At 61.6% G+C, this 23,448-nt stretch carries 19 protein-coding genes; 17 read left to right on the forward strand and 2 right to left on the reverse strand.

From position 1 onward, the window contains the following. Positions 1 to 19: 19 nt before the first annotated feature. Positions 20 to 3,406: a TonB-dependent receptor gene (locus CHU95_RS05170; RefSeq protein WP_094454411.1), complete on the reverse strand. Its 3,387-nt coding sequence runs from the start codon at positions 3,404 to 3,406 to the stop codon at positions 20 to 22. 265 nt (positions 3,407 to 3,671) lie between these two features. On the opposite strand from CHU95_RS05170, the gene CHU95_RS05175 reads away from it, so the two are divergent. Genes CHU95_RS05175 through CHU95_RS05190 form a run of 4 tightly spaced genes read left to right on the forward strand, consistent with a single transcriptional unit; the run spans position 3,672 to position 9,611 of the window. Continuing rightward, positions 3,672 to 5,165: a tryptophan halogenase family protein gene (locus tag CHU95_RS05175; protein WP_245837890.1), complete on the forward strand. Its 1,494-nt coding sequence runs from the start codon at positions 3,672 to 3,674 to the stop codon at positions 5,163 to 5,165. Continuing rightward, a complete protein-coding gene (locus CHU95_RS05180; RefSeq protein WP_094454415.1) occupies positions 5,162 to 6,595 on the forward strand; it encodes a tryptophan 7-halogenase in 1,434 nt (477 codons plus the stop codon). The genes CHU95_RS05175 and CHU95_RS05180 overlap by 4 nt, the downstream gene beginning before the upstream one ends. Then, on the forward strand, positions 6,592 to 8,106 hold the full coding sequence (locus CHU95_RS05185) for a tryptophan halogenase family protein (RefSeq protein WP_094454417.1): 1,515 nt from the start codon (positions 6,592 to 6,594) through the stop codon (positions 8,104 to 8,106). Before CHU95_RS05180 ends, CHU95_RS05185 begins: the two co-directional genes overlap by 4 nt. Then, positions 8,103 to 9,611 carry a tryptophan halogenase family protein gene (locus tag CHU95_RS05190; RefSeq protein WP_094454419.1) on the forward strand — a complete coding sequence of 503 codons (1,509 nt, stop codon included), beginning with the start codon at positions 8,103 to 8,105 and terminating at the stop codon, positions 9,609 to 9,611. The genes CHU95_RS05185 and CHU95_RS05190 overlap by 4 nt, the downstream gene beginning before the upstream one ends. Positions 9,612 to 9,648: 37 nt before the next feature. On the opposite strand, the gene CHU95_RS05195 is transcribed toward CHU95_RS05190, so the two are convergent. After that, positions 9,649 to 10,059: a hypothetical protein gene (locus CHU95_RS05195; protein ID WP_133065436.1), complete on the reverse strand. Its 411-nt coding sequence runs from the start codon at positions 10,057 to 10,059 to the stop codon at positions 9,649 to 9,651. 365 nt (positions 10,060 to 10,424) lie between these two features. On the opposite strand from CHU95_RS05195, the gene CHU95_RS05200 reads away from it, so the two are divergent. From CHU95_RS05200 to CHU95_RS05255, 13 genes are all read left to right on the forward strand, one after another. Beyond that, entirely contained in the window at positions 10,425 to 10,973 is a 549-nt protein-coding gene (locus CHU95_RS05200) for an RNA polymerase sigma factor (protein WP_165772023.1), read from the forward strand. After that, positions 10,970 to 11,905, forward strand: a complete 936-nt coding sequence (locus CHU95_RS05205; protein WP_094454425.1) for a FecR family protein — start codon at positions 10,970 to 10,972, stop codon at positions 11,903 to 11,905. Before CHU95_RS05200 ends, CHU95_RS05205 begins: the two co-directional genes overlap by 4 nt. Before the next feature lie 339 nt (positions 11,906 to 12,244). Then, on the forward strand, positions 12,245 to 14,770 hold the full coding sequence (locus CHU95_RS05210) for a TonB-dependent receptor (protein WP_094454427.1): 2,526 nt from the start codon (positions 12,245 to 12,247) through the stop codon (positions 14,768 to 14,770). Between the two features lie 35 nt (positions 14,771 to 14,805). Next, entirely contained in the window at positions 14,806 to 16,134 is a 1,329-nt protein-coding gene (locus CHU95_RS05215; RefSeq protein WP_094454429.1) for a phytase, read from the forward strand. A 338-nt stretch (positions 16,135 to 16,472) separates the two neighbouring features. Next, a complete protein-coding gene (locus tag CHU95_RS05220) occupies positions 16,473 to 17,036 on the forward strand; it encodes a Pvc16 family protein (RefSeq protein WP_094454431.1) in 564 nt (187 codons plus the stop codon). Continuing rightward, positions 17,033 to 17,842 (forward strand): hypothetical protein, encoded by an 810-nt coding sequence (locus CHU95_RS05225; protein ID WP_094454433.1) that lies wholly within the window; start codon positions 17,033 to 17,035, stop codon positions 17,840 to 17,842. The genes CHU95_RS05220 and CHU95_RS05225 overlap by 4 nt, the downstream gene beginning before the upstream one ends. Before the next feature lie 72 nt (positions 17,843 to 17,914). Then, on the forward strand, positions 17,915 to 19,492 hold the full coding sequence (locus tag CHU95_RS05230; RefSeq protein ID WP_207762385.1) for a phage tail sheath family protein: 1,578 nt from the start codon (positions 17,915 to 17,917) through the stop codon (positions 19,490 to 19,492). 45 nt (positions 19,493 to 19,537) lie between these two features. Beyond that, positions 19,538 to 19,996, forward strand: a complete 459-nt coding sequence (locus CHU95_RS05235; RefSeq protein ID WP_094454618.1) for a phage tail protein — start codon at positions 19,538 to 19,540, stop codon at positions 19,994 to 19,996. Positions 19,997 to 19,999: 3 nt separating this feature from the next. Beyond that, positions 20,000 to 20,479 carry a phage tail protein gene (locus tag CHU95_RS05240; protein WP_094454435.1) on the forward strand — a complete coding sequence of 160 codons (480 nt, stop codon included), beginning with the start codon at positions 20,000 to 20,002 and terminating at the stop codon, positions 20,477 to 20,479. Between the two features lie 24 nt (positions 20,480 to 20,503). Beyond that, positions 20,504 to 20,674 carry a DUF5908 family protein gene (locus tag CHU95_RS22330; RefSeq protein ID WP_165772024.1) on the forward strand — a complete coding sequence of 57 codons (171 nt, stop codon included), beginning with the start codon at positions 20,504 to 20,506 and terminating at the stop codon, positions 20,672 to 20,674. Positions 20,675 to 20,683: 9 nt separating this feature from the next. Continuing rightward, positions 20,684 to 21,364 (forward strand): CIS tube protein, encoded by a 681-nt coding sequence (locus CHU95_RS05245; protein WP_094454437.1) that lies wholly within the window; start codon positions 20,684 to 20,686, stop codon positions 21,362 to 21,364. Beyond that, positions 21,354 to 23,138 (forward strand): type VI secretion system tip protein VgrG, encoded by a 1,785-nt coding sequence (gene vgrG / locus CHU95_RS05250; RefSeq protein WP_094454439.1) that lies wholly within the window; start codon positions 21,354 to 21,356, stop codon positions 23,136 to 23,138. Before CHU95_RS05245 ends, vgrG begins: the two co-directional genes overlap by 11 nt. Positions 23,139 to 23,150: 12 nt before the next feature. Continuing rightward, positions 23,151 to 23,447 carry a PAAR domain-containing protein gene (locus CHU95_RS05255; RefSeq protein WP_094454441.1) on the forward strand — a complete coding sequence of 99 codons (297 nt, stop codon included), beginning with the start codon at positions 23,151 to 23,153 and terminating at the stop codon, positions 23,445 to 23,447. Position 23,448: the final 1 nt, after the last annotated feature.

Raw genomic sequence — 23,448 nt, forward strand, 5'->3', positions numbered from 1 at the left:
GAGGAGAGAGGGATCAGGGTCAGTAGGTGAAGCGGGCAACAGCCGTGATGCGACGGTCGTTCATGTACCAACCGCGCGGCACCTTCACAATTTCGCCATCCGGGCTGTTAACCACGGCGGACGTCTTGGTGACCTGGTTCAGCAGGTTGGCACCCTGCAGACCGAACTTGAAATTGTCGTTGAAACTGTAGAACAGCGAGGCATCCCACTGGCCGCCCGACTCATTGACGATCGGGTCATAGGGGAAGATCACGTCGCGGATCGTCAGCACAAAATCCGACCGCCAGGAATAAGAAACGCGGGCGGAAATCGGGCCGTAATCCCAGAAGGGTGTGATGTTGAACTGATGCTTGGACAGACCTTGCAAGGGCAATTGCGTGAGATCCACCGTCGTCACCCGGCCGGCACCGACATCCGGGTCGGTTTCCGACAGGGTGCTTTGCGGCACACCCTTGCTGTCGACATAGGTATAGTTGGCCTGCAGACCAACGCCCGACAGGAAGCTGGGCAGGAAATCATAGGTCTGCTGGTAAGACAGCTCGAACCCCTTGATCTTACCCACCTTGTAGGAATTGACCGAGGTGTTGACGATGGCGTCGAACGTTGCCCCGTTATTGGTCAGTGACTGACGGACCGTGTTGTTGGTCAACACACCCTTCAGCCGCTTATAGAACAGCGAGCCGGTCAACTGCCCGACATTGGAGAAGTACCATTCCGCCGTCAGGTCGAAATTGTCGGCGGTCGTGGGCCGCAGATAGGGGTTACCCGCTTCAAACTGACCCTGCATGCGGAAGGAATTGGGAATGGCGTTGCCATTGGCATCGACATTCTGCACCGGGGCCAGATTGACATTATAGTAGTTGCGGACCAGACCCACCGCCGGCGGGGCCACGCCCTTGAAGTAGCTGGCGCGGAACTGGACGCCATCATCCACTTCCAGCTTCATGTTCAGGTTCGGCAACCAGTAGCTATAGTCGATCTTCACTGTGCTGGGGTTCAGCGCGTTGTTCATGAAGGCCCGGGCCTGCGCCCGCACCGCTGGCGTCAGGGTACAGAAGCCCGGTAGCGTCACACCCGCCTGACCCTGGGCAATCTGTGCGGCCGTCGCGGCACAGCTTTCATCGGTGACAAACGTCCCACGGCTGGCCGGGAAGGACTGGAAGCCCGATGAGGTGCGTTCGGTGGTGGTGTAACGCACACCGACATTACCGGTGAGGTTCCAACCATTGGCGAACTCGGTATCGAACTTCGTCAGCAGGTAGGCTGCGTTGTTTTCTTCCCGGATCGGGTTGATTTCACCGGGCAGGAACGGGGTACCGGCAATGACGCCGAACCGGTTGCCCAGCGAATTCCAGCCCGTATTGCGCACCACACCATCCGAGCCGGTTGTCGTGCCCTGCCACTCCCGGGCAATCTGGTTGGCATAAGCGACATAGGCGTCGTAATTCTTCGCCACATTGCCCGAGTAGAATACCCGGCCCTGACCCAGCAGCGGATCGGGGAACTTGCCGCGGAAGAAGTTGCTGAAGGTGTAGTTCTCAATCTGATTCAACGGCGTGCCGCCGGATGTGGTCGGGCTGCCATCGACCGGATCATCCAACCAGACCGGACCACCATTGCCCCACTGTTCGGACAAAACACCCCAGTTATAGGTGGAGAAGCGCGACGTCTGACGCCGGTCAGCATAACGATAGCCGGTCTGCACCGACTTGAAGAAATTGCTGTCTTCGATTTTGTAATCAAGGTCGATGCGGGCAGCATCCGAATTGCCCACGCTGTCCTCGATATGGTCCATCGCCGAACGGTAGAAGGCGTTATACGGATCGGCAAAACTGGTATGGCCAGGGCCGAAATAGCTGGGATTGTTGGCGGTGCCGATGGCGCCCGAGCAACCCGTCGTATAGTTCTGGGCGGGACCGGAGCAGACCTGCGGCGGCCGGAATTCCACGGTGGGATAGCCCTTACCGCCATTCATGTCGATAAACACATCCTGGTAGCTGGAGGTCCACAGACCATTATCCAAAACCCAGGTGCTGGAATTCACATGCTGGTAGTCAAAATTGACACCCAGCTTTTCCGACACGTCCCACCGGAAGTTGAAGCCATAATCATCCGTCACCGCCTTGTCTTCACGGTCACGGCGGATATTGTTGCTCTGTAGACCAGACAGCGGCACGCGCGCATTGCCCGCCGTGTTCTGGTCGGCGCGCCAGCCATTGGGCCCGGTGATCAGGCCGCTTTCAAACATGCCGGAACTGTCAAATTCCAGTGTCGTGCCCGGCACCCGGCGGCTGTCGCCATTGTTCGCCACATTGTCGGTGGCGATTTCGACGGCATGTTCGGTCCAGGATTGGCGCGCGTCGGAGCGCAGGAAGGTGAACACCGCTTCCATGGAACTGTCAGGGCTGCGCCACTGGGCAGCGCCGGCATAGCCATACCGGCGGCGGTCAAATTCCTGGCTGCCGACCACGGCACCACGCGGGAACAGCACCCTGTCGGTGATGGTGGCATTTCCACTCTGTACCACATCGCCCGTGGAGTAAAGATTACGGACACGGAAGCTTGATAGCTGGAAACGGTCAGCGCGGGTTTTTAACTGCGAGCCAACGGCGCTGCCCAGAATGCCGATTTCACCAATTTTGGTGTCCCAGCGGTCGGAATAAAGAATGGACCCGGTCGGCGCCGTCTTTTTCACGAAATCGCCATAGGACATTTCGGCGGATGCGGCCAGCATCCGTTCGGCGCTGTCGAACGGCTTGCGGGTGCGCAGGTTGACAACGCCGGCGATGCCCCCCTCGATACGGTCAGCCGTCGGCGACTTGAACACATCGACGCCGCCCATCAATTCGGACGGCACATCGGCAAAGCCCAGCGCCCGGCCGTTATTGGCGCTGAACGCCTCACGCCCGTTGAATTCGGACCGCACATAGGTCAGGCCGCGCACCACCACACCCGAACCTTCGACCGAGAAATGGTCAGGATCGACACCGGCGGCAAAGCGGTTGATCGACACGCCGGGGATACGCTGGAGCGCTTCCGTGACCGACCGGTCCGGCAGGGCGCCAATATCCTCGGCCGTGACGCTGTCCACGATGCTGTCGGCGTTCTGCTTGATCTCCTGCGCGCTCTGCAGCGACTTGCGGAAACCGGTGACGATGATTTCTTCCAGCTCGGTTGTCGCAGCCGGCGTCGCGGCCTGCGCCACTAGTACAGCGCTGTCATTGCCGGCAACAGAAGAAGCGACCGGCGCCGGGGTCTGCCCCCCCACGGGCGTATCATTCTGATTCTGCTGGGCTTGTGCCGGCAGTACCGTCGCAATGGCGCACAGCGTCGCGATGGAAACCCCGCCCCGCAGCGTCTGGCCAAAGACGTGACCCCGCCGCAACCCCTTCCGGGGGCGATCCATAACACCCATCCCCATTTCCTCCCGTGTTAGCGCTAGCATTTTTGGATTTGCGCTTTCAACAAGCTAAATTGGTAATCATGAGCCGCCTGAACGTCAAGTGCCGTTATGTTAGTGCTAACAAAAAAGCATTCACTGCTATTGCGCCGCAGCAAACCCTTTGATGCGGCGCACACACATTGACCTTCTATTAGGGGGAGCGTTAACATTCGCAGTAATGGGAGGAGCAATGAAAAATCATCACATAAAAAAGCAATCTAACGTACGCGTGCTGATCCTGGGGGGTGGGACCGCTGGCTGGATGGCAGCGGCAGCGCTGTCAGCGAAGCTCGCCGGCACCGGTGTTTCCATACGGCTCGTCGAATCGGCAGAGATTGGCACGGTGGGAGTGGGGGAGGCAACGGTCCCCCATATCCGGCATTTTAATGCCAGCCTGGGCTTTGACGAGGCTGACTTCATGTCGCGTACCGAGGCCACGTTCAAACTGGGGATTGAGTTCCGCGACTGGGGTCGCAAGGGTGACGCCTATATCCATCCGTTCGCCGCCTTCGGGCGCGAGATTGGCGGCGTGCCCTTCCATCACCATTGGACGCGCGCCCGCCGCGCCGGTCGGGTGCCGGCGGACGGTCTGGACGCGGTGTCCCTGCCCATTCAGGCGGCGCGAATGGGCCGCTTTGGCCACCCGTCACCCGACCCGTCCAGTTTTTTCTCCACCTTCTCCTACGCCTATCAGTTCGATGCCGGGCTTTATGCCGGCTATCTGCGTGCCTATGCAGAAGCGCGCGGCGTGGTGCGGACAGAGGGCAAGGTCCAGGACGTGTCCTTGCGCGCCGATGGCCATGTGGAGGCCGTGACCCTGGAAAGCGGCGAACGTCTGGTTGCCGACCTGTTTGTTGATTGCTCGGGTTTCCGGGGCCTGCTCATCGAAGGGGCCCTGAAGACGGGGTATGAGGATTGGACACGATACCTGCCCTGTGATCGGGCGGTGGCCGTGCCCTGCGCCAATGACGGCCCGCCCGCCCCCTATACCCGTGCTACGGCGCGGGATGCCGGCTGGATGTGGCGCATCCCGTTACAGCACCGGGCCGGCAATGGCCATGTCTATTGCAGCGGTTTCATGGATGATGATGCCGCCGAACAGGCGTTGCTGGCCCAACTGGACCACCCCCCGCAGGCTGCGCCCCGCCGCCTGCGTTTCACCACCGGCAAACGCCGGCGGCAATGGGTGGGTAATGTTGTGGCCATCGGCCTGTCAGCGGGGTTCCTCGAACCGCTGGAAAGCACCTCCATTCACCTGATCCAACTGGGCATTGGCCGGCTGCTGGACCTGTTCCCGACCAGCGCGGACATGGACCCGCTGGATGCGGCAGAGTTCAACCGGCTGATGGATCTGGAATATGAGCGGGTGCGGGATTTCATCATCCTGCATTATGTGGCGACCCAGCGCGACGACACCCCCTTCTGGAACCATTGCCGTACGATGGCCATACCCGACAGCCTGGCGACCAAGATGGAGCTGTTCAAACAGCGGGGCATCGTCACGCTGTATCGCGACGGCATGTTCCTGGAACCCAGTTGGATTGCCGTCTATCTGGGGCAGAACATTCTGCCCACCCATGTGGACCCGCGCGCCGCCCTGGTGTCGGATGCGGAAATTGACCGGCTGATCGCGATGGAGGCGGAACATTGCCGCCGGGCGGCCAGTTCCATGCCAGCCCATGGCGAGATCCTGTCGCGTTACAAGGTGCAGGTGACGGCATGAAGCCGCTGCACGATATCACTGTCGCAGGTGCTGGCTTTGTCGGCTGGCTGGCCGCAGCCGCCCTGGCCCGCAATCATGCGGGACGGGGCGGGTCGGTAACGCTGGTGCCGTTGCCCGGTCTTGATGACAGTCTGGACCCGTTCGGACCTGCCACAGCCCTGCTGCCCGGCGGGGTGGAGGGGCTGGCGGCTCTGCTGGGTGTCACCCCGGCCGACATCCTGCGCGCCGGTGACGGTGGTTTCAGCCTGGGCACAGCCTTCCAGGGCTGGGAAGGGCCGGGGTCGGTCAGTTTCCTGCCCTTTGGGCAGACAGGGGCGGACCTGAAAGGTGTCGCTTTTCATCATCTGGTCTGGCGGGCACGGGCCGCCGGGGCTTCGATACGGATGACCGATTATTCCCTGTCCACCCTGGCGGCACAGGCAGAACGTTTTGCCCTGCCCTCGCCTGATCCGCGTTCGGTGCTGTCGACCCTGGCGCCCGGCGGCTTTGCCGATCTGCGTGGCCTGACGGCTCTGGCGCAGCGACAGGCCCTGGCGGCGGGCGCGCGGCTGGCCACGGCCCCGCTGTCGCATGTGCGGCGGGATGCGGCGGGGCGGGTCACGGCCTTGGTCCTGGCCGATGATACCGACATCCCCGCCGATCTGTTCATTGATGCCACGGGGGCCCGCGCTCTGCTGGCCGCCCCCGGCAATGGCTGGCACGATTGGCGCTGCTGGCTGCCCTGTGACCAGTATGCGGTGGAACCGGCCACCGCCGACGGCCCGCCGCCGCCCTATGCCCTGCACAGTGCCGATGCCACCGGTTGGACCCGCCGCATCCCCCTGCGCACAGGGGCCTGGGTGACCAGACTGGGCCGGGGGGCGGGCCGCTTCACCAGCGGACGGCGCGACCTGGCCTGGGACGCGAACACCGTTCTGCTGGGCGCGTCCGCCTGCTTGTTGGACCCGGTGGGCGGGGTGGCCCTGTCGCTGCTGATCACCACCATCCGTCACCTGCTGTCGCATTATCCTGTCACCCCCGGCAGCGGGCCGGAAGCGGCATCCTTCAACAGCCAGGTTGCAGTGGCGATGGACCGGGCACGTGATTTCCTGATCCTGCGGTTCAAGGCCAATGGCCGGACGGGCGAGGCCTTTTGGGACGCGGCCCGCGCCATGGACCTGCCCGATCCGCTGGCCCATAAGATGGCCTTGTATGAGAGCCGGGGCCGCATTCCGCTTTATGACGGGGAACTGTTCGACCGGCCCGACTGGATCAACCTGCTGGACGGTGCCGGCATCCGCGCCCGGCGGTGTGATGTACAGGCCAATGGCTTGAACGACGGGGAGATCATGGCCCATCTGGAACGGTTGCGTGGGGTGCTGCTGCGCGCGGCAGGCGAACTGCCGCCGCATGCACAGGCCCTGGCGCAGCTTCTGGGAGGGACGCCATGACACGCAGCCCCGACCCCATCCGCCAGATCGTGATTGTCGGTGGCGGCACCGCCGGCTGGATGGCCGCCGCCGCCCTGTCGCGCCTGTCGGCCAATGGCACCACCCGCATCACCCTGGTGGAATCAGACGAGATTGGCACCGTCGGCGTGGGCGAGGCTACGATCCCGCCCATCCAGCAATTCAACGCCCTGCTGGGTCTGGACGAAAACGACTTTGTGTCCCAGACCCAGGGCAGCATGAAGCTGGGTATCGCCTTTGAAGGCTGGACCATGGCGCGGCCCCGCTACCTGCACCCGTTCGGGTCTTTCGGCTTTGATATGGAGGCGATCAAGTTCCATCAATTCTGGCTGAAGCTGCACGCCCAAGGCCTGGCCAGCGGCATTGACGATTACAATCTTTGCGCCACCATGGCCAACCGGGAGAAGTTCGCCCGGCCCGTGCCCGATCCGTCTTCGGTGCTGTCGCAGATCACCTACGCCTACCATTTCGATGCCGGCCTCTACGCCGCCTATCTGCGGCGCTACGCGGAGGCGCGGGGTGTCACGCGGATCGAAGGCAAGGTGGCATCGGTGCCCCTGCGCGCCACCGATGGATTCATCGAGGCGGTCGTGCTGACCGATGGGCGGCGGCTGGAGGGCGACCTGTTCATCGATTGCTCCGGCTTCCGGGGCCTGCTGATCGAAGAGGCACTGAACAGCGGGTATGAGGATTGGACGCATTGGCTGCCCTGTGACCGCGCGCTGGCGGTACCGTCCGCCAATGTCGGCCCGCCCAAGCCCTATACCCGCGCCATCGCGCGGGACGGCGGCTGGCAATGGCGCATCCCGCTGCAACACCGCACCGGCAATGGCTATGTCTATTGCAGCCAGTTTGTGAGCGACGAACAGGCCGCCAACACACTGCTCTCCAATCTGGAGGGCCCGGCACTGGCCGATCCCCGCCCGTTGCGCTTCACCACCGGGCGCCGGCGCAAGATGTGGAACCGCAATTGTGTGGCGCTGGGGCTGGCCTCGGGCTTCCTGGAACCGCTGGAAAGCACCTCGATCCACCTGATCCAGGCGGGTATTTCCAAGTTGCTGGCCCTGTTCCCCGACCGGTCCTTCAACCCCACCAATGAGGATGCCTATAACCGGCTGTCCGCGATGCAGTTTGAACAGGTGCGGGATTTCATCATCCTGCATTACGTGGCCAATGACCGCCCGGAACCGTTCTGGCTCCGCGCCGCCGCCATGGACATCCCCGACAGTCTGCGCCAGAAGATCGACCTGTTCCGTGCCTGCGGCCGGTTGTTCCGGTTCGAGGATGAGCTGTTCAGCGAGAATAGTTGGATCGCCGTCCTGCTGGGCCAGGGGGTGTTGCCAGCGCGCTGGGACCCGCTGGTGGACACTATTGATCCCGGCCTTGTCCGCCATAATCTTGACCGTCTGCGCGCCGTCTTTGCCCGCGCCGCCGATGCCATGCCCGGCCATGGCGACTTCCTGGCCCGCACCGCCCCCGTGAGGAAATCATGAGCAGCGACCGCCGTATCCGCCGCATCACCATCGTTGGCGGCGGCACCGCCGGGTGGATGAGTGCCGCCACCTTTGCCCGCCTGCTCGGCCCCGACTATGCCGAGATCACCCTGGTTGAAAGCGACGAGATCGGGATCGTGGGTGTGGGTGAGGCAACCATTCCCCAGATGGCCACCTTCAACCGCATGCTGGGCATCGACGAGGATGAGTTCCTGCGGGAAACCAAGGGCAGTTTCAAGCTGGGTATCCAGTTCGTGGATTGGGGCCGTAAGGGCCACACCTATTTCCACCCGTTCGGCCATATCGGCCTGCATATGGAGGGCGTGTCCTTCCATGCCTTCTGGTTGCGTCTGAAACAGGCGGGACTGGTCGACCGGATCGAGGATTGGTCCTTGCAGGCCACTGCCGGCGCGCGCGGCAAGTTCATGCGCGCCATCAATGCCGGCCGCTCGCCCTTGTCGGAAATCGCCTATGCCTTCCATTTCGATGCCGGGCTCTATGCCCGCTATCTGCGCCGCTATGCCGAAGCGCGGGGTGTGGTGCGGCGGGAGGGCAAAATCACAACCGTGCATCAGCATCCCGAAACCGGCTTTGTGCAATCCGTCGAACTGGCCGATGGCACAAAGGTGGAGGGTGATCTGTTTATTGATTGCTCCGGCTTCCGGGGCCTGCTGATCGAAGGCACCTTAAAAGCCGGTTATGTCGACTGGTCGCATCATCTGCCCTGCAACCGCGCCGTGGCCGTCCCGTGTGAGGGGACCGAGGCCATGACCCCCTATACCCGCTCCACCGCGCGGGCTGCCGGATGGCAATGGCGTATCCCGTTGCAGCACCGGATCGGCAATGGCCATGTCTTCTGTTCCAATTATATGAGCGATGATGAGGCGGTGTCGGTCCTGCTCGCCAATCTGGATGGCAAACCGCTGGCCGACCCGCGCTTCGTGCCGTTCCAGACGGGGCACCGGCGGAAGATGTGGGACAAGAATGTGGTCGCCATCGGCCTGTCGTCAGGGTTCCTGGAACCGCTGGAAAGCACGTCCATCTGGCTGATCCAGTCGGGCCTGTCGCGCCTGATGGCCATGTTCCCGGATCTGGATTTCGATGCGGCGACCCGCGACCGCTATAACCGCATCCTGACCACCGAATATGCCGAAATCCGCGACTTCCTGATCCTGCATTACAAGGCCACCGACCGCGACGACAGCCCGTTCTGGGACTATTGCCGCACCATGCCGGTGCCCGACCGGTTGCAGGAAAAGATGGATGTGTTCATGGCCCATGGCCGTTGTTTTCGGGAGAATGAGGAACTGTTCAACGATACAAGCTGGTTTGCCGTGATGCTGGGCCAGTTGATGATGCCGCGCAGTTACGACCCTGTCGCCAATGTGCTGAGCCTGGAGGAGACAAAGGCGCGGCTAGCCCATATCAAGGACGCGATCAGCAATTCTGCCGAGTACATGCCGAGGCATCGGGATTTCATTAATGAGCATTGCCGGGCGGGGTGACAGGCTTGCGGGGCCTGTTTGGGCCCTGCGACGTTCTTCACTTATGCGCCACTGATCCCGCGCCTTGATGCATGACCTTTTGTCCGCCGCCAAAGCGGGGATCATTTAACGAATCCGGGTTGGCGCTGCGGTAGGCATTGTGCAGCTTGTCGGATTGTTTACGGGCGGTACTGGCGGCCAGTGATTTCTTTGTCGCCTCCTTCCTCAAAGCTTCTACCGGTTTGCGTTTTTCGAGCTGTTCATTCGCCGGCATCGGATTTTTGTTCTTGTGCCGGGTGAAGATTTCTTTGTCCAGCTTGCTGTTGGCCGTGCGGTACGCCAAATCCGCCTGTGCCGCCTCAGCCTCCAGCGCCTTATATTTGGCGACAGACTGATTCAGTTCCTCTTTGGTTGGCGGATCGTTGACCCGCTGGACAACCGGTTGCGCCGGCGATGCCAGCGGGGCCAACCGACGTTGAAGCGGCGGGAGGGAACGATGGTCATGCAGAACCGCATGGCCGTTTGTGGCAGGGCCAGGGTTGGCCTGTGACGGACTGGTTGGCGGCAGGGCGCGCTTTCGCGCCGGCATCAATGGCTTGAACATGGCCGCCCCTGCTCCCTCCGCTAAAAACCCCGTCTATTACAACCATTATAATATAGGACGCATAGACTCAATCGGGCTTTATCAGCGTCACGCCAATGCCGGGGGGCGGATCGGGCCTGGGTGGCACGAACAGGGACCGCTGTGCAACGTCGCACATCCTGTCACAAAACTGACGCTACCGGCATGGTAGCCCCTTTGCCTGTCCAGGGATCGGCCGGGTGGGGATGGTCATGGCCAGGGTGGAGGGTGCAGAAGGAGTGCTGGGGGCGGAGGTGCTGGAAACAGCGCTGCCCCGCCATGGCGACCTGTTGCGCGCCTATTTCCGGGCCCGCCTGCCCTGCCCGCAGGACGCGGAGGACCATGTGCAGGAGGTTTATTCGCGCGTCATTGCGGCCACGGCCGCGCAGACCAGTATCACGAACTGGAAAGGCTTTCTGCTGCGTGCGGCCGCCAACCTGCTGACCGACAGTTTTCGGCGGGACCAGGCGCGGGCCGGCGGGCGGCATGTGCCACTGGAGGATGGCATGCAGGCCGGCAGTGACGATGTGGCCACCCCGGAACGGGTGGTCGCCGCACGCCAGCGTCTGGGCCATGTCCAGCTTGCCTTGGCTGAACTTGACCCGGTCTGCCGCGAGGCTTTTCTGCTGTGCCGGGTGGAAGGAATGAGCCACCGGGATATCGCAAACCGGCTGGGGATTGATGTGGGGGCCGTCACCCGGCATGTGGAACGTGCCCTGCTGCATCTGGCCCGCCGCACCGGTGGCCGGGGGGCGGCATGACCATGCCCGCCGATCATGATCTGCAACAGGCGGCCCGCTGGATGGCGCGACTGCGCGCCGGGCAGGATGCCGCCACCCGTCGTGATTTCCGGCGCTGGTTGGAACAGGACCCCGCCCATGCTGCCGCGATGGAACAGGTGGCCCATGTCTGGGAACAGGCTGGCCCGCCGGCCCCTGCCTGCCGCTTTGCGCGCCCGCAACGACCGTTCGTCACGGGTTTCGCTGCCCTGGCGGCGTGCCTGGCCCTGCTGCTGGCCCTGCCGCCTGCCTGGCTGGCCTGGGCACGGGAAAGCCATGTGACGGCGCGGGGGGAAACCCGGACCGTGTCGCTCTGGGATGGCACTGTTGTCCGCCTGGATGCCGATAGCGCGGTAGAGGTGGCCTATGGGCCCTTCAGTCGGGATATCCGTCTGACACGGGGTGAAGCCTCCTTCACGGTGGCGAAAAGCCATCTGCGCCCCTTCGCCGTGGCGGCCGATCATCTGACGGTGGTGGCCACCGGCACGGAATTCATTGTGGAGGATGGTGTCAGCACGCGCGTCACCCTGCTGGAAGGCGGGGTGGACCTGCGCGATCCGGCCACCGACCGGGTGACAGCACACCTGCGGCCCGGCCAGATGGCGGTGGCTGACGGCACCCGACCGCCGCACATCAGTGCCGCCGACATCGAACAGGCCGGCGCCTGGCGCCAGGGCCGCCTGATCTTTAACCAGACGACCCTGGGCGAGGCGCTGACCCGTTTTGCCCGCTATGGCGGCCCGCGCGTGACCTTGTCGGAGAATGCAGCCGCCCTGCAGGTCAGCGGCGTCTTCGCCACGGGTGATATCGAGAAATTTGTGACCGTGGCGGCCAAACTGCATGGTTTGGCGGTGACCCGCGGGGGCGATGGCGGCCTGACCCTGACGGTGGAACGGTCCAGACGGCGGGGGTAGGTTCAGCCCTGCCCGCCCATCATCAAGAAGATGATGATAGGGACCTTCTCGACAACGGACCGGGGTGCTCTGCCGACAAACACCATCCGGTGGTCGCTCCAAACGACCGGGCGGTAATTCTGCATGAGGGGCGCAATCTTCACCTTCTGCGGTGCCGGGTGGATCACCATCACCCCATCGACGGCCCGCCGATCAAGGGCACCAAGGCGCCCCCCTCCCGTGACACTTCCATGACCCCTGGATGAAAGTTCTGTATCGCCCCGGAAACAGCCGGGCGCCTGCGTCTATTCCCGTGTCCATGCCGGCAATACCCGGCTGTCCCACGGGAGAGTTCAGATCATGCGTATGCGTTCCCTGGCCCTTGGCGTTTCCGCCCTGGCAATCCTGTCCGTTGTGCCCGGTCCGGTGTCGGCCCAGAACCAGACGGTCGCGGCCTCACCCGCCGCTTTCACCCTGGCGCCGCGTGATCTGGGCGATGCGCTGGTCGCCCTTGGGCGGCATTATGGGCGCAACATCCTGTTCACCCCGGCGCAGGTGGCAGGCAAGCGGTCGGCCCCCGTCACTGCTGCCGCTGGCTTTGACGCGGCCCTGACGGCCCTGCTGTCCGGAACGGGCCTGTCGGCGGAGGTGGGGGCCGATGGGTCGGTGACGCTGGCCACCCGCACCGCTGCCGCCGCACCGGCGGCAAACCGCCTCCAGGCCACCCGCGCGCCTGCGGCCACACCCGTCGCCGCCCCAGAACAGACGGAACCGCAGAAGGTCGAGGAGATCATCGTCACCGGGCAGATCTTCTATCGTAACCGCACCCCCGACCCGAACCCGGTCCTGTCCTATGATCTGGAATATTTCCAGCGCTTTGAGCCGGTGTCGGTGGGCGAGATGATGAAGCGTGTGCCGGGTGTCACCTTCGCCGCCGACGTGCTGGAATATGACGCGGTGCAGATGCGCGGCCTGCCGCCGGGTTATACGCAGGTGCTGATCAATGGCCGCCGCCCGCCGGGTGGGGAGGCCGACCGGTCCTTCTTTGTGGACCGTATTCCCGCCGAACTGGTGGAGCGGGTGGAGATCGTGCGCGCGCCGCGCGCTGACCAGCCCTCCGAAGGGGTGGCCGGCACCTTGAATGTGGTGACCAAGGAAAGCGAGGCGTTTGAAGGCGGTTTCGCCAAGGCCGGCGCCCTGATCAACAAGGATGGCAAGGTCCGCCCGTCCTTCGCCGTCGCCTATGCCGACAGTCTGGAAGACATGTCTTACTGGGCGGCGATCAACTATCAGGGCCGGCGCAATCCCAAAAAGAAGGTCACCGATTTTTACGATGGTTCGTTCAGCGAATTTACAGGAAGGGAATTGCAGGATGACACCCGTGACGGCGTCGACATCTCTGCGAATGGCGAGCTGGTGACGCGGCTGGGCGAAGGTGCGCTGCGTTTGACCGGATTGGTGGTCGATACCGACCGCGATGAGGATGAAACCTCCGTCACGTTCGAGGGCGACAGCCCGGCAGAGCTGGAGCAGGAGGAGGTGGAAGTGCAGCGCGAACGCATCGGTCAGCAGACCTACGCCCTGTCGGCGGCCTTCACCCACCCGCTGTCCATCGGCGAACTGGGCCTCGATGCCGGCTGGGCTGGCTATCGCGAGGACAGCAAGACCGAGACAGATGAAGGCGATACGGTGCCGGAGGCCGAACTGGTGGAGCGGGAGACGCTGGACACCACCGACGATGAGTTTTCCGGCACCGTCTATTACAAGTTCACGCAAGGGCGGGTGGAGACCAAGGCCGGCATCGATCTGTTGCACAAGAAGCGCGACACCGCCAACCGCACCTTTGCGCTGGATGATGGTGAGTGGGAGGAGGAAACGGCCCCCGGTGCCGTCTTCACCATCAAGGAACAGCGCTATGATCCCTATCTGCGCTTTTCTTTCGACCTGACCGACCGGGTGACCCTGGATGCCGGGGCCCGCTATGAGATCACGCGCCGCGATGTCCGCAGCGAGGAGGGCAAGGCGGATTATGACAGCGAGGCGTTTAACCCGTCAGCCCATCTGCGCTTTCAGGCCAGCGAGGTGGACCGTTTCCTGTTCTCCGTGGCCCGCACCGTGCGCCGCCCCGATTATGATCTGATCAGCCCCTATCGCCAGGAGGAGGAGCCGGCGGACGAGGATGAACTGATCGGCAATCCGCTGCTGGCCAATGAACGGGCCTGGGGTGTCGATATCGGGTACGAGCGGCAATTGGGCCGGCGCGGCATCATCGGCGCCAATTTCTTCTACCGCGATATCCAGGACCTGATCGAACTGTTCAACACCGGCGAAGAAGCCGACGCCGGTGGCAATGTCTATGAGGCGCGCAACGCCGGCAAGGGTCAGAGCTGGGGTGTGGAAATCGACTTCTCCACCCCGCTGGACTTTGCGGGCCTGCCCGATACCGGCCTGTTCGCCAACTACACCTGGCTGGACAGTGAACTGCGCGACCCCGTTCTGGGCACCAAGCGCCGTTTCAACAACCAGCCGCGCCATGTCTACAATCTGGGCTTCATCCAGACGATCCAGAGCCTGGATGCCAGCCTCGGTGCGTCCCTGTCGGGCCGGTCAAAGGCCAAGGAAGTGTCCTTGGATGAAGAAGTTGATCTCTCCTATGGCAAGGACCTGGAAGCCTTTGTCGAAAAGCGCTTTGCCGACCGGTTCGTGCTGCGTTTTTCTGCCTCCAACCTGCTGAACCGCAAGAAGAAGGAAGGCTTTGTGACCTTCGACGGCGACAGCGTGGCTGACATTATTGATGCCCACCGCGCCGGCGAGGTGGAGGAAAGCGAACGCGAAAGCGAGCAGTCCGGCCGCCTGTTCCAGGTGACCCTGCGCGCGACCTTCTGATCCCCCCTTTCACCTTATTTTCCGGAAAGGCCGCCATGCGCCCCCTGATCCCGCTTGCCCTGATCCTGACACTTGCCGCCTGCGGCAAGGAACCAGCCGCTCCGGTGGCTGCCCCCGACACCCTGCCCCTGGTCAAGCCCGTCGCTGAAACCACGCCCGGCCTGCCCGATGGCGGGGTACCGGGGGATGCGGATGATCCGTCCTTCTGGCTACACCCCGATGACCCGGCCAAGAGCCTGGTGATCACAGCGGCCAAGGATGCTGGCCTGCGGGTCTATGACCTTCAGGGCAAGCTGGTGCAGCGGATCGATGCCGTGCCGGATGGCCGTTACAACAATGTCGATGTCGCCTATGGGTTTCGCCGCCCGGATGGATCGACCATCGACATTGCGGTGGCCAGTGACCGGGGCCGTGACCGGCTGATGGTCTGGGCCATTGACCCGGCCAACGCGGCCGCCCCCCTGACCGATATCACCGATCCCAATCAGGCCCAGGTCTTCCCCACCCGCCTGTCGCCCGATGGCACGGCCGAGGTGGCGAACCCCGTGGCCGATCAGGCCAGCGCCTATGGCCTGACCCTGTGGAAGGACAAGGCGACAGGCGAGGTGCGGGCCGTGGTGGCACAGCGTAATGCGGCGCGTCTGGCCGAGCAGAAACTGGTGGTCCAGGCCGATGGCAGCATCGGGCATGAACGCACCCGCCACTGGGATTTCCCCACCGCCCACAAGGGCCAGGACCTGAGCGTCGAGAATGACAGTGACCCGGCCCTGGACTGGCAGCCGCAGTTTGAAGGGTTGGTGGTGGATGAAGAGGCGGGCATCCTGTTCGCGGGTCAGGAGGATGTGGGCCTGTGGCGCATCAACCTGTCCACCGGCAAGGCGGAGGATAAGCCCTTTTACGAAACGCGCGGATCGGCCAAAAGCCCGTTCAACAACCAAGACAGCCGTATCACCCGCGATGTCGAGGGACTGGCCCTTTATCGCGGGGCTGACGGTACCGGCTACCTGATCGCCTCCAGCCAGGGTGACGCCCATGGTGACCAGAAGGCCCCGGATGCTGCCGGCCTGGATGACAGTTTCGCCATCTTTGAACGCGGTGGACAGAACCGGTATCTGGGCAGTTTCAAGCTGACCGCCAACGGCGCCATCGACGCCGGACAGGAATGCGACGGGGCGGAACTGATCTCGATCCCGTTGCCCGGATATCCGGCTGGGCTTCTGGTCGTTCAGGACGGCTATAATGACGATCTGAACGGCATGAATGGCGAACCAGAAGCCACGAACTTCAAATATATCTCCTGGGCCGACGTGGTGGCAGCCCTGCCACAACTGACCGTCAAGCCAGGTGAATGGTCGCCGCGCTGACCCAACATAGGTTACAAAGGAGCCCCGCCGGTCCCTTCCACCCGGCAGTGAATTGTCAACGATGGCCTGGGCATGGGTGCGGGCCATCGTTCTGATGCCGTCAGGGGCATATTTTCCCGCCTCGCTCCGCGGCCACGCCCTCCCCCATGCCTTAGTCCTGGTCCGCCATCGCCAACAAGGGGTGCCGCCCCACCGCCGCCGGCTGGAAAACCAATCCAGCCTTAGCCGGCGAAGCGTCATCCCGCACCACGAACTGAATTGACAGGCTGAAATTTTCCCATATTTTAACTGTTAGTCATATTACTGCGGTCATACTTCCAAAACGCCCTGGAGGCGATATGCTCGACCGGGCGCTATTGTTCATTCGGGACACTCTCGACGCTCACTTGCGGAGCACGCTGTCTCTATCTGAACCGATTGTTGTTTTGAACCATCTGCAGACCGGGGAGGGGGCCACCAGCCAGAAGAACCAAAATCGCGTTATCATGGCCCTGACCAAGATTGAATACGAGCCGTCCAGGCAATTTTATAATGAAAAAATTGGCAGTAGCGGAAAGACAAATAAGCCACCAGCACAGTATTTTAATTTGAATATTATGATGGCTGCCAATTTTGATGATTATATAGAATCCCTGAAAGTGATGTCGAATGTCATCATGTTCTTTCAGGCCAACAGTAGCTTCAAACGTTCTTTACTGCCGAATATGCCAGCGGAACTCAGCCTGCTGGAAATTGAGATTGAAAACACCTCAGACGCCAAATCCTTTGAAATCTGGAGCGCCCTGGGCGCCACCTATCTGCCATCCCTCATCTACAAGGTCCGTCGTCTGATCATTGATGCCGATCAGATCAGTGGCTTCACCGCTCCTCTCCAGCTTCCGATAACGGAGGTTGCACAATGAGTGACTGCCTTCTGCGACTGCTGATTGACCATGATTGGTATGGTCAACATCCGGTCACCGGGCTTGCCTTGGTGCCAAACCGCGAGACCGAGGCTGTTTTGCGTCGCTTTGACCTGTGGTGGCGACAGACTGCCGGGGGCTGGACCCTGTTCAGTGGTCGCGGCGGCCCGGCAGCGGCAATATTGGATGGCCTTGACCGCGCGTTAAACGGGCGGCCGCTCTGTCTCGGTTTTACCGGTGATCTGACGCATCTTGCCCGTGTCACCGCCTTGCCGGCAGGGGCGACGACCCTGCCCCATTTCACCACGCGGGCCCTTCAGGACAGGACCGACGCGGGCGCGACGGGTTGCATCCTGTCACCACAATCGGGCGCTGGGGTGCCGATGGCGACCGTTTGGTTGTACCCGGCCGACCTCGCACTTGTGCCAGCAGGGACAACCTGGCGGATCTGTTTTCAGGCGGCGCAGGTGCCCTGGGCCTATTTTGTCGTCAATCGCAGTCAGAACCCGCTCCATCAGCCCTTTATTCGGACATCGGACGGGCATCTGCTGTCCGGTCCGACGCAGACCCAGCTCCCCGATGGTGAAAATGCCCTGCGTTTCGATACGGGCGGGCAGCCCTGGACATTCAGCAAAACGCCTGACAGGGGTCTGGGTCTTTACGACTGGTTCCGCTCGCCGCTGTCAGACCAGACAACCGAGATCTGTCTGATCCGGTCCCTGCCCCTGCCGGACCCCGGTTCCATGCTCTGGCACGGCGAGGGGCCGGATCGGCGGATTGAAGCGGCCGCAACTGTTTATCTCTAACGCAGCGTGACCGATGGTGCCGGTTGGGAAACCGCCGGCGCCGACATCACCCCAGACAAGGAAGAGGCGATCTTGGCAACGTATTCGACACCGGGCGTTTACATCAACGAGGTCAACGCCTTCCCAAATTCCGTCGTGCCCATCGCAACCGCCGTGCCTGTTTTCATCGGGTATACACCCCGCGCGGATTACGAAGGCAAATCCTATTACAACAAGCCGGTCCGCATCACCTCTTTTGCGGAATACCAGGCCTATTTCAGCTTGCCCAGCCCACCAGCGCCGGCGGATGCGACCCGTCAATATTCACCGCAATATTACCTGGTGGCACAGGATAAGGAGCCGGAGGTTGGTCCCCATTTCGGGGTCGGTGGCAAATTCTACTCCGTACTGCCCGATCCCAATACGATCTATTATATGTATAACAGCATCCGGCTGTTCTATCAGAATGGCGGGAGCGATGCCTGGATCATCTCCGTCGGCCCCTATGGTCCGCCCAGCGGCAAGCCTTTGGATGATGCCAAGACCCCGTTGGTCAATGCCAACGTCAAGCTGGCCGATCTGCAGCGCGCTCTGGATCTGCTGAAAATCGAACTGGAACCGACAATCTATGTCTGTCCGGAAGCGACATTGCTGCCGGCTGCCGATAATGCCACGCTCACGCAAAGCATGTTGTTGCAGGCACAGGAGCTGCAGACCACCGTCTGTCTGTTCGACGTGATCAATGGCAACCAGCCTGACCCGATTCAGTATACCCAGGATATCGAAGCCTTTCGTAACAGCACCGGCACGCATGGTCTGAAGTACGGGATCTGTTATTACCCGTTCATCGGCACCACCATTATGCAATCCGGCGAGATTGACTTCACCAACCTGTTTGGTGGTGACATCAAACAACTGGCACCGCTGCTGGACAATCCGACAAGCCCCAACCCGGTTGCCGCCAAAATCATCGACATGATCCAGAACCCGCCCGCCACGCCACTGACCACCAGTCAGTTGCATGCGGCCCTGACCAATGCCAGCAAGACCTATGCGCTGATCATCAAGCAGGTGATGAATGTGGCCAATCTGCTGCCACCCAGCGGCGCCATGGCCGGGGTCTATACTGTCAATGACAACACGGCCGGGGTCTGGAACAGCCCTGCCAATACCAGCATCGTCGGCGCGGCCAGTCTGCCCATCAAACTGACGGACAGTCAGCAGGCCAATCTGAACGTGGATGCGGTATCCGGCAAATCCATCAATGCCATTCGTTTCTTCAACGGGCAGGGCATCCTGGTATGGGGCGCGCGCACCCTGGACGGCAACAGTCTGGATTGGCGCTATATCTCGGTCAGGCGCACCATGATCTTCCTGGAACAGTCGGTGAAACTGGCGGCCCGCGCCTATGTGTTTGCGCTGAATAACGCCAATACCTGGGCGGCCGTGAAAAGCATGATTTCCAGCTTTCTCACCGATGTCTGGAAACAAGGCGGGCTGCTGGGCGCCAAACCCAACGATGCCTTCTCCGTATCGGTCGGTCTGGGCACGACGATGACGGCCGAAGACCTGCTGAACGGCTACATGCGCGTGACGGTTCTGGTCTGCGTTGTCCGACCGGCCGAATTCATCGAGATCACGTTCCAGCAGCAGATGGCCAAGTCCGGCTGACCTTCAGCGCCGCCACCGTCACTTGCAAATTAGAGAGGTATGATCATGGCCGGTGAAGTAGAAGATAATGTATGGCCGTTGCCGAAATTTCGCTTTGAAGTGGATTTCGGTTCGGAGTTGAAGGGCATCGCCTTTCAGGAAGTGTCCGGCATGGACGCAGAGGTGCAGATCATCGAATATCGCCACAGCAACAGTCCCCTGTTCTCGGCAATCAAGATGCCGGGCATTGCCAAGTACAGCAATGTCACCATGAAACGCGGCGTGTTCGTGAATGATAATACGTTCTGGAACTGGATGAACGAAATCAAGATGAACACCATCAAACGTCGAACGGTGTTGATCAGGTTGCTGGACGAAAGCGGTAAGGTCACCATGCTGTGGACATTGAATAATGCCTGGCCGACCAAGATCACCAGTACCGATCTGAAATCAGATGGCAACGAGGTGGCGGTGGATACGATTGAAATCGCGCATGAGCAGATTGTGGTGACCAACGGGGGGTAACGGATGCCCGGTCTGCTCTCCAATCTGGCTGATTATGTAGGGTCGCTGAACGAGCTGCAGCCCAGTTTCTACTTCGGGGTCAGCGTTCTGCCCTTTGCCCTGGACGCCGCCTTTCAGGAAGTCTCGGGCCTGTCCAAACAGATGGAAGTGGAGGAAGCGGTCAGCGGTGGCGAGAACCGTTTCGCCTACCGTCTGCCGGGCCGGGTTAAATATGAGAATCTGGTCTTGCGCCGTGGCGTGGCCATCAGCGGGGCCGCCTTTTCGGTCTGGTGTGCGTCGGTCCTGGACAGTGATTTCGCCACACCCGTGAAGACCATGGATGTGCTGGTCACCTTGTACAACCACCAGCATATGCCAACCATGGCCTGGAACGTCATCGGGGCCTATCCGGTGAAATGGAGCATGAGCGACCTGAAATCACAGGAGAATGCCCTGCTGATTGAAACCATCGAACTGGCCTATCGCCGGTATGTGCTGGTTTAGCACTGATCGCAAACAGGAGAAGGCATGCCCGTCGAAATTCGAGAACTGGTCATCAAAACCTCCCTGGAAACCGGGACGGCGGACCGGCAGGCGCAGGAGCGGCGGGCAGAGTTTCAGGCCTTGCGGCGCACCCTGCTGGAGGAATGCGAGCGCATGCTGCGGGAAAACCAGGGCCGCAAGCGCTTTGATCGCTAGGAACAAACCATGGCCAATCTGACCATCACCGGATATAGCGACGAAAAATTCAGCAGCAAGGCACCGGCGCCCAACCAATATGTGGCGATGCTGAACCCGTCCAGTATCGATCTCGGCCGGTCGGTTGAGTATAGCGAGAATAGCAGCGGCACTTCTGCGGCGGCCCCGAAATTCAAGCAATTACCCAGTGAAACCTTGAGTTTTGAATTGACCATTGATTGTACCGGTGTGGTCGATGACACCCGTGTGGACCTGAAGACGGAGTTGGAAACGCTGTCGGCCGTGGTGCGCGATTACAAAAGCGACACGCATCGGCCCAATTATGTGACCGTGGTCTGGGGTGACACGCTGAATTTCAAGGGCGTGCTGACCAACATGAGCGTCAACTACACCTTCTTCAAACCCAATGGCGGGGCGTTGCGCGCCAAGGTGAAGCTGGATTTCCGCTCCTATATCGATGCCTCAACCCTGGCCAAACAACAAAACCAGCAGTCGCCGGATGTGACCCACCATGTCCTGGTGCGGGAGGGTGACAGCCTGCCGCTGATCGCCCAGACAATTTATCGCCGGCCGGATTTTTTTGTGGCCCTGGCCAAGGCCAACCGTCTGGACAAATTCCGGCACCTGGCCGGCGGGACAATTTTGCTGACGCCACCCCTGAAATCCACGGGGGGCAAACATGGCCGATGATCCGGATGGCGGGCTTGCCTCCTACACCATCACTGTAAACGGTACTGCCATCCCCACTGAATATCAGGTGTCGTCGATCGACATTGAACAATCGGTCAACCGTATTGCGCGGGCCGCCATCATGTTGCCGGACGGCGACGCTTCATCCCAGGATTTTGCGGTCAGCAGCGCCGACACCTTTGTCCCCGGCGCCACGATCAGCATCCAGTTGGGCTATGACAATACCAACAAGGAGGTGTTTTCCGGCATCATCACGGGTCAGCGCCTGTCCTTGACGACCGGGGGCCACTCCACCCTGGAAGTGGAATGTCGGGACAAGGCGGTCCTGCTGACTGTGGGGCGGAAATCCTCGGCCTATGCCTCGTCCAAGGATAGTGATGCCATATCGACCATCCTGTCCAATGCCGGGCTCACCGCTGATGTCGCCGCCACGACAGTACAGCAGGAGGCGTTGATCCAATATGACAGCACAGACTGGGATTTCATCGTCACACGTGCCGAAATCAATGGGTTCCTGGTTCTGACCCTGAACGGCACCGTCAAGGTCTTCGACCCGCTCAACCAAACTGATCCGTCGGTCACCATTACCCAGGGTATTGATCTTTTCGGCTTCGATGGTGTGCTGGATGCGGTTGGCCAGGTGGATGAGGTCAGTGCCAGCGCCTGGGATCCGGCCACCCTGAAATTGATCAATGCCAGCGCCAACGCCAGTTTTGCCGGGCCGGGCAACCTGACGACCAAGAAGCTGGCCGGTGATCTGGGCCAGGGTACGCTGAACCTGCAGACGGCGGGCGCTGAAACCAATGATGCCCTGACGGGATGGGCAAAGGCGCAGGTGGCCAAAAGCACGTTGGCGAAGATTGTCGCAACAGCAACCCTTCAAGGGCGATCCGATCTGACACCGGGGCAGACCGTGGCCCTGGCGGGTTTGGGTGGGCGTTTCAACGGCACGCACCTGATAACCGGCATCCGCCACCGTCTGCGTGAGGGCAACTGGACCTGCGACCTGTTGTTGGGCCATGAACGGCAGTGGTTCGTGCAGGAACATGATGTCAGCACGCCCGCGGCGGCGGGCCTCCTGCCTGCGATCAGCGGGTTGTTCTGCGGCACGGTCCTGAAGATCGACAGCGACCCCGGCAATGGCTTCCGGATCCAGGTGGAAATCGCCCTGTTCAATGACAATAATGCCGGCATCTGGGCACGCATGGCGCATTTCCATGCCACCGATGGGGCCGGGGCTTTTTTCCTGCCAGAGGTCGGGGATGAGGTTCTGGTGGGGTTCCTCAATGCCGATCCCCGGTTCCCCGTGATCCTGGGCAGCCTGTACAGCAAGGACCGCAAACCCAACAGCGCCCTGACGCCGGACAGCAAAAACAGTCACAAGGCGGTCTACACCAAAGCCGGCTCGTTCCTGGATTTCAACGACGAAGACAAGATCATCACCCTGTCGACACCGGGCGGCAACAAACTGGTTCTGGATGACAAGAACGGTCAGATCCAGCTTGTCGATCAGAATGGAAACAGCCTCCAGATGGACAGCAGCGCCATTGCCCTGAAAAGCGCGGCCGCCCTGAATGCCCAGGCGGCGACCACCATGTCCTTGAAGGGCGATAATGGCATCACCGCCGAAAGCAGCGGCGGCGATGTCAGTGCCAAGGGCACGAATTTGTCCCTGACCGCCAACGCCCAATTGACCGCCAAAGGCAGTGCCAGCGCCGAAATCCAGGGCGGTGCGCAACTGACGCTGAAGGGCGGCATGGTCATGATCAACTGAAGGAACCACGCCATGCCACCGGCCGCCCGCCTCAGCGATTTTCACCAATGCCCGATGGTCACACCGGGCCTGCCGCCGATCCCGCATGTTGGCGGCCCCATCGCGGCGGGCGCGCCGACTGTGCTGATCTGCAATATGCCAGCGGCCCGGGTTGGTGACATGGCTGTGTGTGTCGGCCCGCCCGACAGTATCGTCAAAGGTTCAGCGACCGTGATGATCGCGGGTATGCCGGCGGCCCGGATGGGGGATACGACCGCCCATGGCGGCACCATTGCGCTGGGGGCGCCCACTGTCATGATCGGGGGCTGAC

This window comes from Niveispirillum lacus (assembly GCF_002251795.1).
Classification (GTDB): domain Bacteria; phylum Pseudomonadota; class Alphaproteobacteria; order Azospirillales; family Azospirillaceae; genus Niveispirillum; species Niveispirillum lacus.

Excerpts from the sequence above, each read along its gene's own strand:
- CHU95_RS05170 (WP_094454411.1), bottom strand. The coding sequence starts at position 3,406 with ATGGATCGCCCCCGGAAGGGGTTGCGGCGGGGTCACGTCTTTGGCCAG.
- CHU95_RS05180 (WP_094454415.1), top strand. The coding sequence starts at position 5,162 with ATGAAGCCGCTGCACGATATCACTGTCGCAGGTGCTGGCTTTGTCGGC.
- CHU95_RS05185 (WP_094454417.1), top strand. The coding sequence starts at position 6,592 with ATGACACGCAGCCCCGACCCCATCCGCCAGATCGTGATTGTCGGTGGC.
- CHU95_RS05190 (WP_094454419.1), top strand. The coding sequence starts at position 8,103 with ATGAGCAGCGACCGCCGTATCCGCCGCATCACCATCGTTGGCGGCGGC.
- CHU95_RS05200 (WP_165772023.1), top strand. The coding sequence starts at position 10,425 with ATGGCCAGGGTGGAGGGTGCAGAAGGAGTGCTGGGGGCGGAGGTGCTG.
- CHU95_RS05205 (WP_094454425.1), top strand. The coding sequence starts at position 10,970 with ATGACCATGCCCGCCGATCATGATCTGCAACAGGCGGCCCGCTGGATG.
- CHU95_RS05210 (WP_094454427.1), top strand. The coding sequence starts at position 12,245 with ATGCGTATGCGTTCCCTGGCCCTTGGCGTTTCCGCCCTGGCAATCCTG.
- CHU95_RS05215 (WP_094454429.1), top strand. The coding sequence starts at position 14,806 with ATGCGCCCCCTGATCCCGCTTGCCCTGATCCTGACACTTGCCGCCTGC.
- CHU95_RS05220 (WP_094454431.1), top strand. The coding sequence starts at position 16,473 with ATGCTCGACCGGGCGCTATTGTTCATTCGGGACACTCTCGACGCTCAC.
- CHU95_RS05225 (WP_094454433.1), top strand. The coding sequence starts at position 17,033 with ATGAGTGACTGCCTTCTGCGACTGCTGATTGACCATGATTGGTATGGT.
- CHU95_RS05235 (WP_094454618.1), top strand. The coding sequence starts at position 19,538 with ATGGCCGGTGAAGTAGAAGATAATGTATGGCCGTTGCCGAAATTTCGC.
- CHU95_RS05240 (WP_094454435.1), top strand. The coding sequence starts at position 20,000 with ATGCCCGGTCTGCTCTCCAATCTGGCTGATTATGTAGGGTCGCTGAAC.
- CHU95_RS22330 (WP_165772024.1), top strand. The coding sequence starts at position 20,504 with ATGCCCGTCGAAATTCGAGAACTGGTCATCAAAACCTCCCTGGAAACC.
- CHU95_RS05245 (WP_094454437.1), top strand. The coding sequence starts at position 20,684 with ATGGCCAATCTGACCATCACCGGATATAGCGACGAAAAATTCAGCAGC.
- vgrG (WP_094454439.1), top strand. The coding sequence starts at position 21,354 with ATGGCCGATGATCCGGATGGCGGGCTTGCCTCCTACACCATCACTGTA.
- CHU95_RS05255 (WP_094454441.1), top strand. The coding sequence starts at position 23,151 with ATGCCACCGGCCGCCCGCCTCAGCGATTTTCACCAATGCCCGATGGTC.